Genomic DNA, 13,816 nt, shown 5'->3' with positions numbered 1-13,816 from the left:
CTGGTTTGGGGGCCGCTTCGCAGCCCAGCGGGAGCAAGCTCCCTCGCCACAGGGTCGCCTGGCGTCACTCCGGCGGCGAAGCGCAGAGCGATACGCGCCAGGAAAACCCGCAACTGCTCGCGCAGATCGGTTACCAGTTCTAAACGTTTCAAGGCGACCTGAAGGCATTACTGTTCATTCAAGCCGTTCAACAAACCTGTGGCGAGGGGATTTATCCCCGTTGGGCTGCGCAGCAGCCCTCAAATCAAGCACCTCAGTGTGTCAGGAAGATTGAGTTTGCTGCTTTGGGGCCGCTTCGCAGCCCAGCGGGAGCAAGCTCCCTCGCCACGGGTGAACAGCGTCCACCGCGTTGGCCGTCTCGCCTGTTGTTCGCTGTCAAAGCTCGCCTGGGCTGATGTCCAGGTGCAGCCACTTCTTGTTTGCCATCCCTCGCCACATGCCTCTACGCCTCGCCAAGGCCCTTGCGTATCAATGGACGCCTCGGACGAGACGACCATTTATCGCCGATTAAGAATTTGATAGCTTCAGTTCTCATTTGATCTGCCGCTATATCGGTTTGTTGCCGGCCCGAAACGTGCTTCCTCACTTGGCAATTGCGCGACAGCGACCTGGCTAAACACAAAAAGAGACCTGGCGAATGGACAACGGACGATACGAAAGGCAGGTATTGACGGCGGCAGGCGCGGCGGCGTCCGAGCCGTTGCCGCATATTCTGCTGATCGACGATGTCCCCGAAGACATTCGCGCCACGCTCATCCTGTTGAAGACCCAGCCCTGGCGCATTTCCCTGGCCAGCGATGCCTACCAGGGTTATCAACGCGCCCTTGCCCTGCGTCCCGACCTGATCGTCCTGGATGTACACATGCCGCAAATGGACGGCTTCAGCCTGTGCCGGTTGTTACGCGAGGCACCGGCCACCCGGCATACCCCGATCCTGTTTCTGTCCTCGGCCAATACGTCGTTGGAGCGGTTGGAAGGGTTGACCGTGGGCGCGGTGGACTACATCCCCAAATCCTGCGCCCCCGAGGAAGTCCTGGCGCGCATCAGGATCCATCTGCAATTGACCTGGCGAGCGCCGCCGGCCATTGCGGACAACCCGGCCGATCCGGAACCGCAAGGCGATGAAATCGTGCTGCGCGCCGCGATGCGACTGATCGAAAACCAGCTGGACGACATCCCGTCCCTGGGCATGCTTGCGCAAAAAGTCGGCACTCATGAAAAGCGCCTCTCCGCCATTTTCCGCGAACACCTGGGGATGACCGTGTTTGCCTACATTCGCGACGCGCGATTGCGGCGCGGCCAGGAACTGCTCTCCGAAAGCGCCATGAGCGTGCAGGACGTCGCCGAAGTGGTGGGCTTTCGCAATGCCTGCAACTTCACTACGGCGTTTCGACAGCGAATCGGCATGACGCCCAGCCAGTTTCGCCAGCAGACCCTGGGCCTCGTTGATGCAGAGTCGGTCGGGCGCGCCTGATGCGGCTCCTACAGTTCCTGGTGCTGACGATTGCCTTGTTGTCCGCCGGGCTGCTACACGCCGCGCCCGTGGAGTTGTGCCGGGCTGACCGTCTGGACCTGATGCCTGCGGCGCAGATTTTCGAAGACGCCCAGGCCCGCTTGAGCCTCGAAGAAGTCGCCCGACTGCCCGACACCCATTTCAACCCCGCAACCCCGCGCTGGCCGAGCCAAGGTTACAGCCGCTCCGCCTTCTGGTTGAAATGGCAGCTCACCAATTCCAGCGATGCGGCGTGTTCGCGCTTGCTGGTGGTCGGGGCGCCGCGCCTGGACGACATCCGCGTCTATCAATCTTCAGCCGGGCGCTGGCGTGATGCCCACGCCGGAGGCGTCTATCCCTTGGCCGAATGGCCCCAACCGGCGGCACGTCAGCCGGCATTCCTGGTCTCGCTGGCGGCGGGGGAGAGCGTCACGGTGTTCGTCCGCGTGACGAGCCATTTCCAGCTGTTGCTGGAGCCGGAACTGTGGTCCGAACCGGCGCTGCTGCGCAGTCAGCAACAGACTTACCTGAGCGACGGGCTCGCCCTCGGCATCGTCCTGCTGGTCGTGCCGTTCGGCTTCATCGTCGGCTGGATCCTGCGCTCCCGATTGCTGAGCGTGAATGCGGGCGCGGTCCTGAGCTATATCCTGCTGACCTGCATCCTCAACGGCTACCTGATCTACTGGCCCACCGCGCTGGGCTGGACCCGGGAGCTGCTGACCTGCGCCAGCGCAATCTCGTTCGTCCTGTTTCTCGCCTACTTCCGCGTGCTGTTGCAGGTGTCCGCATTGCCCAAAGTCATTGGCTGGAGCTATTGGCTGCCGCTGTCGGGGTGTGTGCTCGGCCGGCTCTGGTGGCTAAAAGTCGATTCCGTCCAGGGCGCGCAGGTCGTCCAGATATCCCTCATGAGTTTCTACGGGGTGCTGCTCGTCACGCTGTTCATGGCCTGGCGCAGACGACTGAGCTACAGCTGGCTGGCCTGGCTGGTGTCGGGGCTCTTGCTTGCACAATTGCTGATGCGGATGCTTTTCCCCCAGGAGCAATTGCCCTGGCAGTCGCCCCAAAGCAAATACAGCTTATCGTCCACACTGCCAGGCGTGGCGTTGCTGGTGTGCACGTTGATCATGGAAGTGGCCCGCAGCCGCAACCGCGAAAAACACGCCCTGGCCACCCTCGAACAACAGCGCCAGGCCGAGCACGAACGCCTGGAAAGCACCGTGGCGCTGCGCACGTCGCAGTTGCGCGACTCCCTGGCGGCCCGCAGCGCGTTGATGGCCCGCATCAGCCACGACCTGCGCTCGCCGCTGGTGCGCATCATCGACTATGCGCGCCTGTTGCACGCCGGGCCCAACCGCGACTATCAAGCGACCATCGAGCGCAACGCCCGCCAGCAACTGGAACTGATCGATGAGATGCTCGAGTTTTCCCGTGGCGAGCTGGAGCAAATGCAACTGACCCTCGCGCCGGGCTACCTATACGGGTTCCTCAACGAGATAGCAGGCGAAGCGGGCTTTCTCGCCGCACGCCAGGGCAACACCTTCGAAGCTGTGCTGGCAGACGACCTGCCGCCACTGGTGGAGGCCGACTTCAAACGCCTTCGGCAGGTGCTCATGAACCTGCTGGCGAACGCGGCGAAATTCACCCTCAACGGCCAGATCCGCTTCGAAGTGGATTGGGCCCCGGGCGCGACCACAGATACCGTGGAACTGCGCTTCAGCGTAATCGACACCGGCATCGGCATCGACCCGCAAGAATTCGAACAACTGCTGCAACCGTTCCGCCGCGGCCGCAATGCCCAGCGCTATGAAGGCAGCGGGCTGGGCCTGTCCATCGTCACGCAACTGCTGGAACGCATGGACAGCCGCCTCGAACCCCAAGCCACCGGGCAGGGCAGCCACTTCAGCTTTCGCCTGCAATTGAATTGCGCCCAAGAACACGACCTGGAAAACGGCATCGTCGACAACAATGCCACGCCGTTCGACGGCCAGGGTAAACACGTTCTGCTGGTGGACGACGTCGAGCAGAACAGCGAATGGCTCTACGACCTGCTGGCCGGTTACGGTTTCGATGTCAGCATCGCAACGAACGGTCAAGACGCTTTGGCCTGCCTGGCTGAGCAGCCAATCGACCTGCTGATCAGCGACCAGATGATGCCCGGCATGGACGGTTGGGCGCTGCTGCGCCAGGTGCGCGAGCGTTGGCGCCATCTGCCGGTGATGCTCTATTCGGCGGTGCCGCCCCGCAGGCCGCAGGATTATCCCGAGGGCCTGGCCTTCGACGCGGTCCTGCTCAAGCCCGCCGACAGCCGTGAATTGCTGGCACGGGTCAAGGCACTGGCCTGCCCGGACAGCACGCGTCGCGCATTGGCTCGGGAGCACTAGCATGCCGGGTTTGGGTCATCGGCTGCTCTTGCTCGGCAGCCTTTCGATGTTGCCCTGGGCGTCGGTCCAGGCCGAACAAGCGGCGCCCAGCGCCCTCACGCTCGACGCCACCACCGTCACCGCTCGCCGCCGCGAGGAAGACCCGCAAGACGTGCCGATCCCGATCAACGTCCTCTACGGCGAGCAACTGGACGAGGCCGGCCTGCACTCTCTTCGAGACATTCAACAGCGCGTGCCCGGCCTGGTGGTCTCCGGCCACGACGCCCGTTACGCCGGCTTCGGCCTGCGCGGCTTCGGCGCCACCGCCTACAACGATGGCCTGGAAGGCAGCGTCGGCACCTATGTCGATGGCGTCTACCAGGCGCGCCAGGGCATGGCCTTCACCGAGTTGATGGACATCGAGCGCATCGAAGTGCTGCGCGGGCCGCAAGGCACCTTGTTCGGCAAGAACACCACCGCTGGCGCGCTGAACATCATCACCCGGCAACCGACCTTCGAGCCCGAAGCCAACCTCGAAGCCAGCTATGGCGAGCGCGGCCTGCGGGAATATCGTGGGACGGTTTCCGGGCCGTTGCAGGACGACATGCTCGCCGGTCGACTGAATGTTTTCGACAGTTCCACCGATGGCGCCGTGGAAAACCTGCAAGACGGCGCCCGCCTCGGCGACGCCGACAGCCATGGCCTGCGTGGGCAATTGCTGTGGACGCCGACCCCGGACTTCAGCGCCCGCCTGATCGCCGACTATACCGAGCAAAACGAAGCCGGCAACGTTCTGCTGGTCAATCACTACAGCCAACAGACCCGCAAGCGCGCCCAGTTCCTCGGCTATCCATTGTCGGAGCCCGACCCTTACAAGCGTGAGGCACGCATCGACGCGCCGGGGCATCCGCAAACCCTGCAGAACGGTGTCTCACTGGAATTGAATTGGGATCTCGACGAGGCGATGCGCCTGACCAGCATCACCGCCTACCGCGACTGGGACTACCGCGCCACCCGCGACAGCGACAGCACCGCGCTGTCCGTGGCCGAGTCCGAAACCGAGCTGGGCCATCGGCAGTTCAGCCAGGAATGGCGCCTGTCCGGCACGGTCGGTTCGTCCGTCGACTATGTGGCCGGGCTGTATTACCTGCGCCAACAGCTCGACCGCGAGATCGACGCCGAATTTGGCCAGGACGCCGCGCCCTGGTTCGTCGGCGATCAGTTGGAAGCCTTGCGCAAGCTCTACGGCATCACCTTCACCGACCCGAAGCAGGTGCCGGCGATGCTGCTGGACGGCGCCCGGCAACGCTATGACGGCGAGCAAAAGGGCGACAGTCGAGCCATTTTCGGCCAGGTTTCCTGGCGCCCGATCGAACCACTGGAACTCACCGGCGGCCTGCGCTACAGCCAGGAGCGCAAGGACGGCTGGATCTCCCGCGACGTCAGCAACCTCGCCCCGCTGACGGGTTTGCCTGCGGTGTTCCAGGCCGGTGGACTGTTGCTGCGCGACATTGCCCTCGGTGGTGGTTATTACCGCGAGGATTCGATAAAGGAAAACAACGTCTCCAGCCTCCTCAGCGCCAGCTACCGCTTCAGCGATGGGGTGATGGGCTACGTCAGCTGGTCGCGGGGCTACAAGGCCGGCGGCATCAACTTCGACGTGGTCGGCCCGTTCACCGCGCCCACCTTCGAGCCGGAGCGGGCCACGTCGTTGGAGCTGGGCATGAAGACGCGCTTCTGGGACGAGCGCGCATTGCTCGACCTCGCCGTCTACCAGACCGACGTCGACAACTACCAGGCGCTTACCTACAGCCCGCCGACGACCATGTTCGCGCCACCGCTGCGGGACAATCTGATCAATGTCGGCAAGGTTCGCCTGCGCGGCATCGAGCTGGACTCCGCCTGGCAACTCACCCCGCGACTCACCGGGCGCCTGGGCCTGGCCTGGAGCGATGCACGCTACCGCAGCTTCCCCAACGCCCCGTGCCCGCCGGCCTCGGGCCAATGGACCTGCGACCTCAGCGGCGACCGGCTCTACAACGCGCCGGAATGGAACCTCAGCAGCGGCCTCGACCACACCCATCCGCTGCCCTACGGGCTGGAAGCCTTCAGCGGCATCGACTACAGCTTCCGCACCGGCTACTCCGGCACCCTCGAAGGCGGCGAAGGCAGCTATCAACCCAGCTACGGCCTCACCAACCTGCGTCTGGGCCTGCGCAGCCAGGACCGCGCCTGGGAAGTGGAGGGCTGGGTGCGCAACGTCTTCGACCGCAACTACATCACCGCCGTCTATTCACTGCTCGGCGCCGGTGACTATGGCGTCATGACCGGCAGCGAAAGAACCCTCGGCACCACCGTCAGGCTCCGCTATTGAGCGAAATAAACCGCGTCGGACAAAACGCCAGACGATTGCCGCCGGCCTTTTTCGACAGGTACATCGCCTGGTCCGCCTTGCTGATCAGCCCATCGACTTCCTGCCCATGCTCCGGAAAGAACGCCACGCCGATACTGGCGGCAATCTCCACCGTTTGCGCGCCAATCAGGATCGGCGCATTGGCCGCCGCCAGCATCCGCTTGAGCAACGGCTCGCTGTCCTCCACCGCCTGCAAACCCACCAGCCCCGCCACGAATTCATCGCCACCGAGGCGCGCCAACGTATCGCCCTCACGCAACGTCGCATTGATCCGCGCCGCGACAATCTGCAACACCCGATCCCCCCAGTCATGCCCGTAACTGTCGTTAAGCGCCTTGAACCCGTCCAGATCAATGAACGCAATGGCCACCTTGTGCTGGTGAATCCGCGCCTTGCCCAGCGCCTGGCGCATCCGCTCGGCCAACAGCAAGCGATTGGGCAGCTGTGTGAGGGCGTCATAACGGGCATCGCGCTCCAGTAACTGAAGGCGTTGCTTCACCTGCGTCATGTCGCTGAGCAGTGCCACATAGTGCTGCACATTACCGTGACGGTCATGCACGGCACTGATGCTGATGCGCGACGTCATCTCCCGACCATCCTTGTGATGGCTCTGAACTTCACCGGACCAATGCCCGTGGAAATCCAGCGCATTCTTCATCGGCGCATAAAACGCCGCGAGCCGACGCACCATGCGATGGGAGTTCAACTCCCGGCCCTGCACCTCGTCTTGCCCGTAACCGGTGAGGCGGGTGAAGGCTTCGTTGACGCTGATGACCCGACCGTACGGATCGACGAGGATGATGCCTTCGCGGGCGTGGCTGAACACGGTGGCGGCTAGCTCTGGGCAGACGATGTTGAGGCGACGGTCCAGGGTGGCTTCGTCGCGGGTTGCCGGCCACATAGCGGAATCAAAGCCCTGCTGGGCCAGATAGCTGACCAGGGACGAGAGCGACTTGTGCAGGCGGGTCAGGGCATTCGTGGCGAGCCGGGAATTGAGGCAGTAGCCGCGAATGAAGGTGCGTAGGTTCATGGGGTTTATAAGGTGCTGGCGATAAGGGGCGGGCTAGCGAAGTGGGCATTATCGAGGCGCGGATTGGCCGGGGACTTTGCTGCAGCGGATGGGAGATTTGCGGGAAGGGATGGAACGGAAAGATTTTTATGCCGGGTCTGTCAGACGTTGGACGGCTAGGCTCATGAGCCGACGTCGTCTTGCGCCATTGCCTACAACTACGCCAGAATCCGCCGGCTTGTGCGCCTTGGGTTGCGTCGGTAGTTTGGGACCTGTCACTGCTCATCAGTGATCGGGTTTAGTCGCCCGTCGTTGCTAAGTCGCTCAAGCGTTCATCAGTCAGGTATCCCCCATCCCTGCACTCGATGGTGGCTGTGCGCAGGGCGCCCTCGGGCGCGCCGATTTCTTAGCTCGTCGGTCGACTAACCTGCGTACAGCTACCTCCCAATCGTTTAGTCGCGAGCGGGACGTAGCCCAACCCAAAGAGAGCTAAGGCTATGGTCAAAATTACACCGAATCCTCCAGTTACAGATACAGATGAACCCACATCACGTGCCCAATCGGCTCGCAACAAAAAGCTCGACGAAGCGGCCACTCGTGCCCTGGATTACTACTTGAAGCCCAAGCCTAAGGGCGAAACGTCTGATAAGTCGGACTCCATTTTACGGATCGACCCTGGGGCTGATTCTGAATGTTTGCTTGCGAACCTCAGTGAGAACCTGGCGTCGGCGAATGCCATGATCAACGATTTGGCGTTTGATCTGGACGGGGCTCGGCGGCATGTGGCGTTGGGGATTTTGCAGGTGATCGAGGTGAGTGAGCTGTTGGCGAATCGGGCGTTGGATATTGTCGAGGTGAGGTAGTCGAGGCGCTTGTCTCAGTACAGGAAAGGTCTTGCAACAGCTAGGCCTTTCCTGCCGCCTTGGCGCGGGCGGCAAAGCACACCGCTGACCTGCAGCGTGTTTGGAATAAACAGAGTCGAAGAGGCTGACCCATGATCAGCGAAGTCAGAATCAACGGCGTGAAACCTGTCCTCGGCAAACATGCCTTGCAAGTGGAGTTTGCCAAGGGTAAGCGTTACGACGTTGACCTGCGGGAATACATCCGACAATTCCCGGTGCTCAAGCCCCTGGAAGATCTGACGTTGTTCTCTACCGCCCAAGTGGCTGAATGGGGCTTCGATGTGAGCTGGGGCTATAATCTGGAACTAGCAGCCGTCACCTTGCATCGGTTGGCACTGGAGCAAGCTGGTGAGGTGATGCTTACCTAGGCATTCAAACGCTGGATGGCGTCCAACAAGCTCTCGCTGACGACCGCCGCGCTTCGACATTTTACGCCGCCACCACGTACGAATGTTATGGATGAGCTGGTGACGAATTGTCTTTTACCAATTGGTTCGGTACCGAAATGCAATTTGATAGTCGAATTTTTCTGGTTCGATTGGATGGTCAAAGAAGGGCTGGATGATTGGTATCCATCCAGCGAGCACATCAAAGCCTCCGTCATATATTTCTGGTTCGCTTCCCAGCTTCAACGCGGTGATCACCGACAAATCATCTCCCATATCCTTCGAATACTCTTTGCCTCCAGCCAGTTCGGTTTTTTTGTCATACCAATCCAATCTCAGTTTCAAGCCCATTGAACCCTCACAAATACTTTTTGATGTTGCGGTTTTTTCTAGCCTGACCTACCTGCAGACCCGTCCTATGATCGAACGCGCCTAAATGACTTCCATCGCTTGCGCGATATGCCTCTAGCTCACCATGTCTGGAGTCCCATTCATAAATGGTCCTTCCTTTAGGATCAATCCATCGTTCTCTAAGTCCTGCCCCTGCTTGTTTTGGTGTTTTCTTTTTTACCGACTCGAGATTTGAGAAACCGGTAATTTCTTCGGTTTCTGGAGCGGGATGATAGTCATGATCGGCGTTACCGCTTCGCCTGACAGAGGCGACCACATAAACCGGCCGAACCCCCGAATCCGCCGGAAACACCAGAATGAAATCCCTGTACTCCGGCGGATAGATCGGGTCGACGATGATGCTGTCGGCCGCTGGCGTCGGGGGATAGATCCAGATGTGAGGTGCCTGTGGCGCCGCTTCCAGGGCAGGAATGCCGAGGGTGTCGGACGGGTTGGTGGCCGGGGTCCAGATCAGTTCGATGCCATCACCCAGGTCGGCGATGAATTGATCGGCTCGCGGGGTGAACTGGACAACGTCGACCATTTCCCAATCGCGGTTCTGACCAGTGTAGAAACCGTAACCCTTCAGACTCCCATCGGCCTGCTGCTCGACGCTCAAGCGCATGCGGCTGCGAGCCTGCTTAAGGTTGCGTAACTGATCTTCGCTGTAGAGCGCGCTGTCACCCAGGCTGCTGGGCCAGAGCAAGGCGACGATGCCTGTCAGCAGGGCCGCGCCAACGGTGCCGCCGGCAGCGGCTGCCGTAGAAGTTGCCGACCCGCCCAGCGCGAGCCTGCCCAGCGTAACGGGTACCGTGCCAGCGCTGATCTGCTTGAGGGGAATCGTGCCGGATGGGGCGGCGCTCCTGCCGCCGAGCCACATGAGATCGCCGTACTGCTTGACCAGATCGGCAGGGACGTAGCCGTTGGGGTTGCTGTAATCGATGATGCCGTCGGGGAGCTTGCAACTCTTGGCAAACACGCTTCCGGTTACGGTGGGTAACGGCTTGTTAGCCACCGTGGCCCAGCGCTCTCGTTCATAGGCTGCCTGCCGGGCAAGCATGGCTTCGTAAGCCAACTGCCGGGCTTCGCGCTCGGCCAGTTCGCTGGCGGTCATGTCCCGATAAGTGACGTAATGTCCATCACCACCGGGCGGGTTTCGGACCTGGGGGATGTCTTTTTTGCGTGTCGCCACGTAGTGAGTCTCGTCCAGTGAGTGCGGGACAGACGCTAACGCGGGAAGAGAGGGGCGCGATGTAGGCGGTTTCTTGAAGTGGTTGTTCCGGTTTCCTCAATGCAGGTAGGGCCGATTTCCATTTGCGAAAAGCCCATCAGCTAAGACAAACTCCCCGTCTTCCCAGACTCGATAAGGACGCGAGCATTGAAGTTTGAAACCGGACAGTTTTCCAGCAGCCATGGAGTTATCTTCAGCGTATCGCGCTTCACCCTGTCAGCCGATGAACGGGGTAGCCTCAGGGAGCTGCATTTTGGTGAAGCTAAAGCCGCCCACTATGAAGTGAGCAACCGGGTGGTAGAGCTCTACGACAAAATGCTTGCCAAGGATTTACCCTGCCAAATGATGGTCGGGATCTCCAAACCCTTGACCCGGCAGCAGGGGGATTTACTCAACGCTCAACGAATGAGTATCGCCAACCTCACCAGCGGTGTTTTCGCCGCAGCGGCAGGCAAGTTCATGCCCGCCGCGGTCATCCCTGTGGGATGGGCCGTCCGCGAGTTCACGCTAGGTAAATTGCCGACCTATCACGCCGGTGATGTCATCGTCAGCCTGGATGCGCAGGTCAGCGGTGGCATCGGTCCGCAACACTCCGGATCCTCCATGATCATCAAGACTCAGGGCGGCTAGGACGATGAACGAATATGGCCTATACGCCCTGGCGTACGCAGTGTTCCTGTTGTTGTTTTTCTATATGAAATCCTACGGCCTCAGGAAATGGCTAGGCATTGCCCTGGTCGCTCTGGGGTTTGCGAGTATTTTTGCGCTGCCGTCTTTCATCTCCGGTTTTGACCTGGGTATCGTCTCGACCAGTGCAATTGGCATTGGAGCGGCACTGTTTTTTAGCCGGGCACGGTATAGGGTGTGAGCACAACCCGACCAAACCTGGCACTGCCATCCCGCGGCGTAATCGCCAGCAACTGATCAAGGCGAATCTCCAGGCGACCGTCCGCAGTTTCCACGTCGAAAAACTCCTCCCGCGTGGGGGCGGTGCGCGTGGTGATCGCGCGGGCGGTCAGGCGTTGGCCGTCAGTCAGTTCGATGTCCAGCGTGTAGCCGTACAGGCAGGCAATCTCCAGGTAATCATGCAGGTCGCAGTTCAACGGTTGATAGGTCTTCATCTCAAGTGACCCTCAATGGAGCGACCGGACAGGTCAGGGCGCCACCTGTCCGTCGCAAGATTAGAACTCTGAATCAGAGCAGTTGTTTCAACATAGTCTGCAGTTGCTGGTTACGCGCCTCATCCAGTGGGAAAACCGGCAGACGCGGATCGCCAACCTCCAAGCCGAGGGTGCGCAAACCGGCCTTGATGGTGGCGGGCAGACCGCCCTTGAGGATGAAGTCCAGCAGTGGCAATTGACGATAGAACAACGCCCGGGCCTGGCTCAGGTCGTTCGCCAGGACGGCGGCGTACAGGTCGAGGTTGAGCTGCGGGATCAGGTTCGGCGCGGCGGTGCACCAGCCCTTGGCGCCGGCGGCGAAGGCTTCCAGCGCCAGGGGGTTGCAACCGTTGTAGAACGGCACCTGGCCTTCGCCCAGCAATTGCAGCTTGTGCATGCGCTGAATGTCGCCAGTGCTTTCCTTGACCATGGTGACGTTATCCACCGCGTTGAAAATCCGCAGGATCAGCTCCACCGACATGTCGATGCCGCTGGTGGCGGGGTTGTTGTAGAGCATGATGGGCAGGTCGATGCTGGCGCCGATGGCCTGGTAGTGCGCGAGGATTTCCGCCTCGCTCAGTTTCCAATACGAGGCCGGCAACACCATCACCACATCGGCGCCCTTATCCTGGGCAAAACGCGCACGGCGTACCGCCTTGGCGGTGGTCAGGTCGGATACGCTGACCACCGTCGGCACCCGGCCGGCGACGCGGGCGATGCTGAACTCGCTGACCTGGTCCCACTCGGCGTCGCTCAGGTAGGCGCCTTCGCCGGTGCTGCCCAGGGGCGCGATGGCATGCACGCCGCTGTCGATCAGACGGTCGATGGACCGGCCCAAGGCGTCCAGGTCCAAGCCCTGGCCGTCGGTGGAGAAGGGCGTGATGGTGTAGCCGATGATGCCGTGGATGTTGGGGGTAGACATGGCTTCGCTCCTGGTGGGTTCAGTTCAAGCAATCGGCGTGTTGGCGCAGACTCTGCCGGGCGTAGTAGTTGAAGGCCGCCGCATGGCGCTTGGGGCGGGCGATCCAGTCGTGGGCTTCGCGGCCCAGGTGAGGCAGGATCGGTTTCACCTCGCCGGCGGCCATGGCCAGCAATTGCAGCTTCGCGGCGCGTTCGATCAGTTGGGCGATGTTGCAGGCTTCTTCCACGGTGGCACCGGTGGACAACTGGCCGTGGTGGGAAAGCAGGATGGCGCGCTTGTCACCCAGGGCACCGGCGATCAACTCGCCTTCCTCGTTGCCCACGGGCACACCCGGCCAGCCCTCCAGGAAGGCACAGTCTTCGTACAGCGGGCAGAGGTCCATGTGGGAAATCTGCAGCGGCACTTCCAGCATCGACAGCGCGGCAATGTGGGTCGGGTGGGTGTGGATGATGCAATTCACATCCGGCCGGGCGCGGTAGACCCAGGTGTGAAAGCGGTTGGCCGGGTTGGGCATGCCATGGCCCTCCAGCACCTCGAGGTCTTCATTGACCAGCAACAGGTTGCCAGCGGTGATCTCATCGAAGCCCAGGCCCAATTGCTGGGTGTAATAGGTGTCCGGTTGCGGCCCGCGCGCGGTAATCTGCCCCGCCAGCCCTGAGTCGTGGCCGTTCTCGAACAGGATGCGGCAGGTCAGGGCCAGCTTTTGTCGTACAGTCCACGTATTATCCGGCAGTGTTTTCTGCATCTGGTTAACAGCATGCTGGACCAACTGGTCCTTGGGCGTCGCCAGTGTCTTGCTCATATCCGTTCTCCTGATTCGTTCTTTGACCGTTCTTGATCCGCGTCATGGAAGCTGTGAAAGGAAGGTGCTAATGACACTAAATAGACTATATGATACAAAGTGTCATTTGCAATCGCAGATTGTCCGTTTCTCTGGAAATGTTGGTTACCTATGTCCATTCGCTTGAAATTGCTCAGGAAAAAACTCGGCATGACACTGGACGTCCTGGCCGAAAAAACCGGGATGACCAAGAGCTACCTGTCCAAGGTGGAACGGGGCTTGAGCACGCCCTCCATCGCCACGGCGCTCAAGCTCGCCAAGGCCCTGAGCGTGAAAGTCGAGGAGCTGTTCTCCGAAGAAACCGTCTCCCTCGACAGCTACAGCCTGGTGCGCAGCGAAGACCGTCAATCCCTCGCGGCGAGCAGCGGCAGCTCCGAATACGCGGTATTGGCCCACCAAGTGTCCGAGCGCAGCCTGCTGCCCTTCATCCTCTACCCGGCCGCCGAATTCACGGCCCATCACGCGTTCAAGGAACACACCGGAGAGGAGTTCCTGTTCGTGCACGAGGGCCAGGTGGAAGTGGACTTCATGAACGAGCGCGTGCTGCTGAACCGTGGTGATGCGCTGCATTTCAATGCGCAGAAACCCCATCGCCTACGTTCGGTGGGGGATGTCCAGGCGCAGTTGCTGGTGGTGGTGCACAGCGATGAGTCGTCGGAAAAGGGCGAGGGCGCCTAGTGGCTCCACGCACAACGCAATTCAGGAAGCAA

Annotated in this window: 14 protein-coding genes; 8 read left to right on the top strand and 6 right to left on the bottom strand. The window is 61.1% G+C overall.

Going from position 1 to position 13,816, the window contains the following annotated elements:
• Nucleotides 1–637 precede the first annotated feature (637 nt).
• From BLU76_RS15615 to BLU76_RS15605, 3 genes are read left to right on the top strand one after another with little or no spacing between them, the layout of a single operon-like run.
• A complete protein-coding gene (locus tag BLU76_RS15615) occupies nucleotides 638–1,474 on the top strand; it encodes a response regulator transcription factor (protein ID WP_086936660.1) in 837 nt (278 codons plus the stop codon).
• Nucleotides 1,474–3,873 carry a hybrid sensor histidine kinase/response regulator gene (locus tag BLU76_RS15610; RefSeq protein ID WP_092223362.1) on the top strand — a complete coding sequence of 800 codons (2,400 nt, stop codon included), beginning with the start codon at nucleotides 1,474–1,476 and terminating at the stop codon, nucleotides 3,871–3,873. The genes BLU76_RS15615 and BLU76_RS15610 overlap by 1 nt, the downstream gene beginning before the upstream one ends.
• Before the next feature lies 1 nt (nucleotide 3,874).
• Nucleotides 3,875–6,226, top strand: a complete 2,352-nt coding sequence (locus BLU76_RS15605; protein WP_092223360.1) for a TonB-dependent receptor — start codon at nucleotides 3,875–3,877, stop codon at nucleotides 6,224–6,226.
• On the opposite strand, the gene BLU76_RS15600 is transcribed toward BLU76_RS15605, so the two are convergent.
• Nucleotides 6,210–7,295 carry a sensor domain-containing diguanylate cyclase gene (locus tag BLU76_RS15600; protein ID WP_092223358.1) on the bottom strand — a complete coding sequence of 362 codons (1,086 nt, stop codon included), beginning with the start codon at nucleotides 7,293–7,295 and terminating at the stop codon, nucleotides 6,210–6,212. The two genes, BLU76_RS15605 and BLU76_RS15600, sit on opposite strands and share 17 nt — an antisense overlap.
• A 476-nt stretch (nucleotides 7,296–7,771) precedes the next feature.
• On the opposite strand from BLU76_RS15600, the gene BLU76_RS15595 reads away from it, so the two are divergent.
• Both BLU76_RS15595 and BLU76_RS15590 read left to right on the top strand, forming a co-directional pair.
• Nucleotides 7,772–8,137 (top strand): DUF6124 family protein, encoded by a 366-nt coding sequence (locus BLU76_RS15595; RefSeq protein ID WP_063322871.1) that lies wholly within the window; start codon nucleotides 7,772–7,774, stop codon nucleotides 8,135–8,137.
• A 131-nt stretch (nucleotides 8,138–8,268) separates the two neighbouring features.
• On the top strand, nucleotides 8,269–8,544 hold the full coding sequence (locus tag BLU76_RS15590; protein ID WP_092223356.1) for a DUF2442 domain-containing protein: 276 nt from the start codon (nucleotides 8,269–8,271) through the stop codon (nucleotides 8,542–8,544).
• Nucleotides 8,545–8,658: 114 nt separating this feature from the next.
• On the opposite strand, the gene BLU76_RS15585 is transcribed toward BLU76_RS15590, so the two are convergent.
• Both BLU76_RS15585 and BLU76_RS15580 read right to left on the bottom strand, forming a co-directional pair.
• Entirely contained in the window at nucleotides 8,659–8,913 is a 255-nt protein-coding gene (locus BLU76_RS15585) for a colicin E3-like toxin immunity protein (protein WP_072346910.1), read from the bottom strand.
• 7 nt (nucleotides 8,914–8,920) lie between these two features.
• The gene (locus BLU76_RS15580; protein ID WP_092223354.1) at nucleotides 8,921–10,144 is read right to left on the bottom strand and encodes an S-type pyocin domain-containing protein; all 1,224 of its coding nucleotides are present in this window, start codon (nucleotides 10,142–10,144) and stop codon (nucleotides 8,921–8,923) included.
• Nucleotides 10,145–10,330: 186 nt separating this feature from the next.
• Here BLU76_RS15580 and BLU76_RS15575 point away from each other — a divergent pair, with 186 nt between their 5' ends.
• The gene (locus BLU76_RS15575; RefSeq protein WP_092223352.1) at nucleotides 10,331–10,813 is read left to right on the top strand and encodes a hypothetical protein; all 483 of its coding nucleotides are present in this window, start codon (nucleotides 10,331–10,333) and stop codon (nucleotides 10,811–10,813) included.
• A gap of 4 nt (nucleotides 10,814–10,817) precedes the next feature.
• Nucleotides 10,818–11,051, top strand: coding sequence for a hypothetical protein (locus tag BLU76_RS15570; protein ID WP_092143793.1), 234 nt, complete (start codon nucleotides 10,818–10,820; stop codon nucleotides 11,049–11,051).
• On the opposite strand, the gene BLU76_RS15565 is transcribed toward BLU76_RS15570, so the two are convergent.
• From BLU76_RS15565 to BLU76_RS15555, 3 genes are all read right to left on the bottom strand, one after another.
• The gene (locus BLU76_RS15565) at nucleotides 11,026–11,304 is read right to left on the bottom strand and encodes a Rho-binding antiterminator (RefSeq protein ID WP_092143796.1); all 279 of its coding nucleotides are present in this window, start codon (nucleotides 11,302–11,304) and stop codon (nucleotides 11,026–11,028) included. The two genes, BLU76_RS15570 and BLU76_RS15565, sit on opposite strands and share 26 nt — an antisense overlap.
• A 73-nt stretch (nucleotides 11,305–11,377) precedes the next feature.
• Nucleotides 11,378–12,265 carry a dihydrodipicolinate synthase family protein gene (locus BLU76_RS15560; protein ID WP_092223350.1) on the bottom strand — a complete coding sequence of 296 codons (888 nt, stop codon included), beginning with the start codon at nucleotides 12,263–12,265 and terminating at the stop codon, nucleotides 11,378–11,380.
• Nucleotides 12,266–12,284: 19 nt separating this feature from the next.
• Nucleotides 12,285–13,067 (bottom strand): aldolase, encoded by a 783-nt coding sequence (locus BLU76_RS15555; RefSeq protein ID WP_092223348.1) that lies wholly within the window; start codon nucleotides 13,065–13,067, stop codon nucleotides 12,285–12,287.
• A 150-nt stretch (nucleotides 13,068–13,217) separates the two neighbouring features.
• Here BLU76_RS15555 and BLU76_RS15550 point away from each other — a divergent pair, with 150 nt between their 5' ends.
• A complete protein-coding gene (locus BLU76_RS15550) occupies nucleotides 13,218–13,784 on the top strand; it encodes a helix-turn-helix domain-containing protein (RefSeq protein ID WP_092223346.1) in 567 nt (188 codons plus the stop codon).
• Nucleotides 13,785–13,816 lie beyond the last annotated feature (32 nt).

Source organism: Pseudomonas sp. NFACC08-1 (assembly GCF_900106735.1).
GTDB lineage: Bacteria > Pseudomonadota > Gammaproteobacteria > Pseudomonadales > Pseudomonadaceae > Aquipseudomonas > Aquipseudomonas fluorescens_Q.
Note: the sequence above shows the minus strand (reverse complement) of the source record. Positions and strands in the feature narration are given on the sequence as shown.

Bases quoted from the DNA above. Each gene is read 5' to 3' on its own strand.
- BLU76_RS15565 (WP_092143796.1), bottom strand. From the start codon at position 11,304: ATGAAGACCTATCAACCGTTGAACTGCGACCTGCATGATTACCTGGAG.
- BLU76_RS15555 (WP_092223348.1), bottom strand. From the start codon at position 13,067: ATGAGCAAGACACTGGCGACGCCCAAGGACCAGTTGGTCCAGCATGCT.
- BLU76_RS15595 (WP_063322871.1), top strand. From the start codon at position 7,772: ATGGTCAAAATTACACCGAATCCTCCAGTTACAGATACAGATGAACCC.
- BLU76_RS15550 (WP_092223346.1), top strand. From the start codon at position 13,218: ATGTCCATTCGCTTGAAATTGCTCAGGAAAAAACTCGGCATGACACTG.
- BLU76_RS15615 (WP_086936660.1), top strand. From the start codon at position 638: ATGGACAACGGACGATACGAAAGGCAGGTATTGACGGCGGCAGGCGCG.
- BLU76_RS15590 (WP_092223356.1), top strand. From the start codon at position 8,269: ATGATCAGCGAAGTCAGAATCAACGGCGTGAAACCTGTCCTCGGCAAA.
- BLU76_RS15585 (WP_072346910.1), bottom strand. From the start codon at position 8,913: ATGGGCTTGAAACTGAGATTGGATTGGTATGACAAAAAAACCGAACTG.
- BLU76_RS15605 (WP_092223360.1), top strand. From the start codon at position 3,875: ATGCCGGGTTTGGGTCATCGGCTGCTCTTGCTCGGCAGCCTTTCGATG.
- BLU76_RS15560 (WP_092223350.1), bottom strand. From the start codon at position 12,265: ATGTCTACCCCCAACATCCACGGCATCATCGGCTACACCATCACGCCC.
- BLU76_RS15570 (WP_092143793.1), top strand. From the start codon at position 10,818: ATGAACGAATATGGCCTATACGCCCTGGCGTACGCAGTGTTCCTGTTG.
- BLU76_RS15610 (WP_092223362.1), top strand. From the start codon at position 1,474: ATGCGGCTCCTACAGTTCCTGGTGCTGACGATTGCCTTGTTGTCCGCC.
- BLU76_RS15600 (WP_092223358.1), bottom strand. From the start codon at position 7,295: ATGAACCTACGCACCTTCATTCGCGGCTACTGCCTCAATTCCCGGCTC.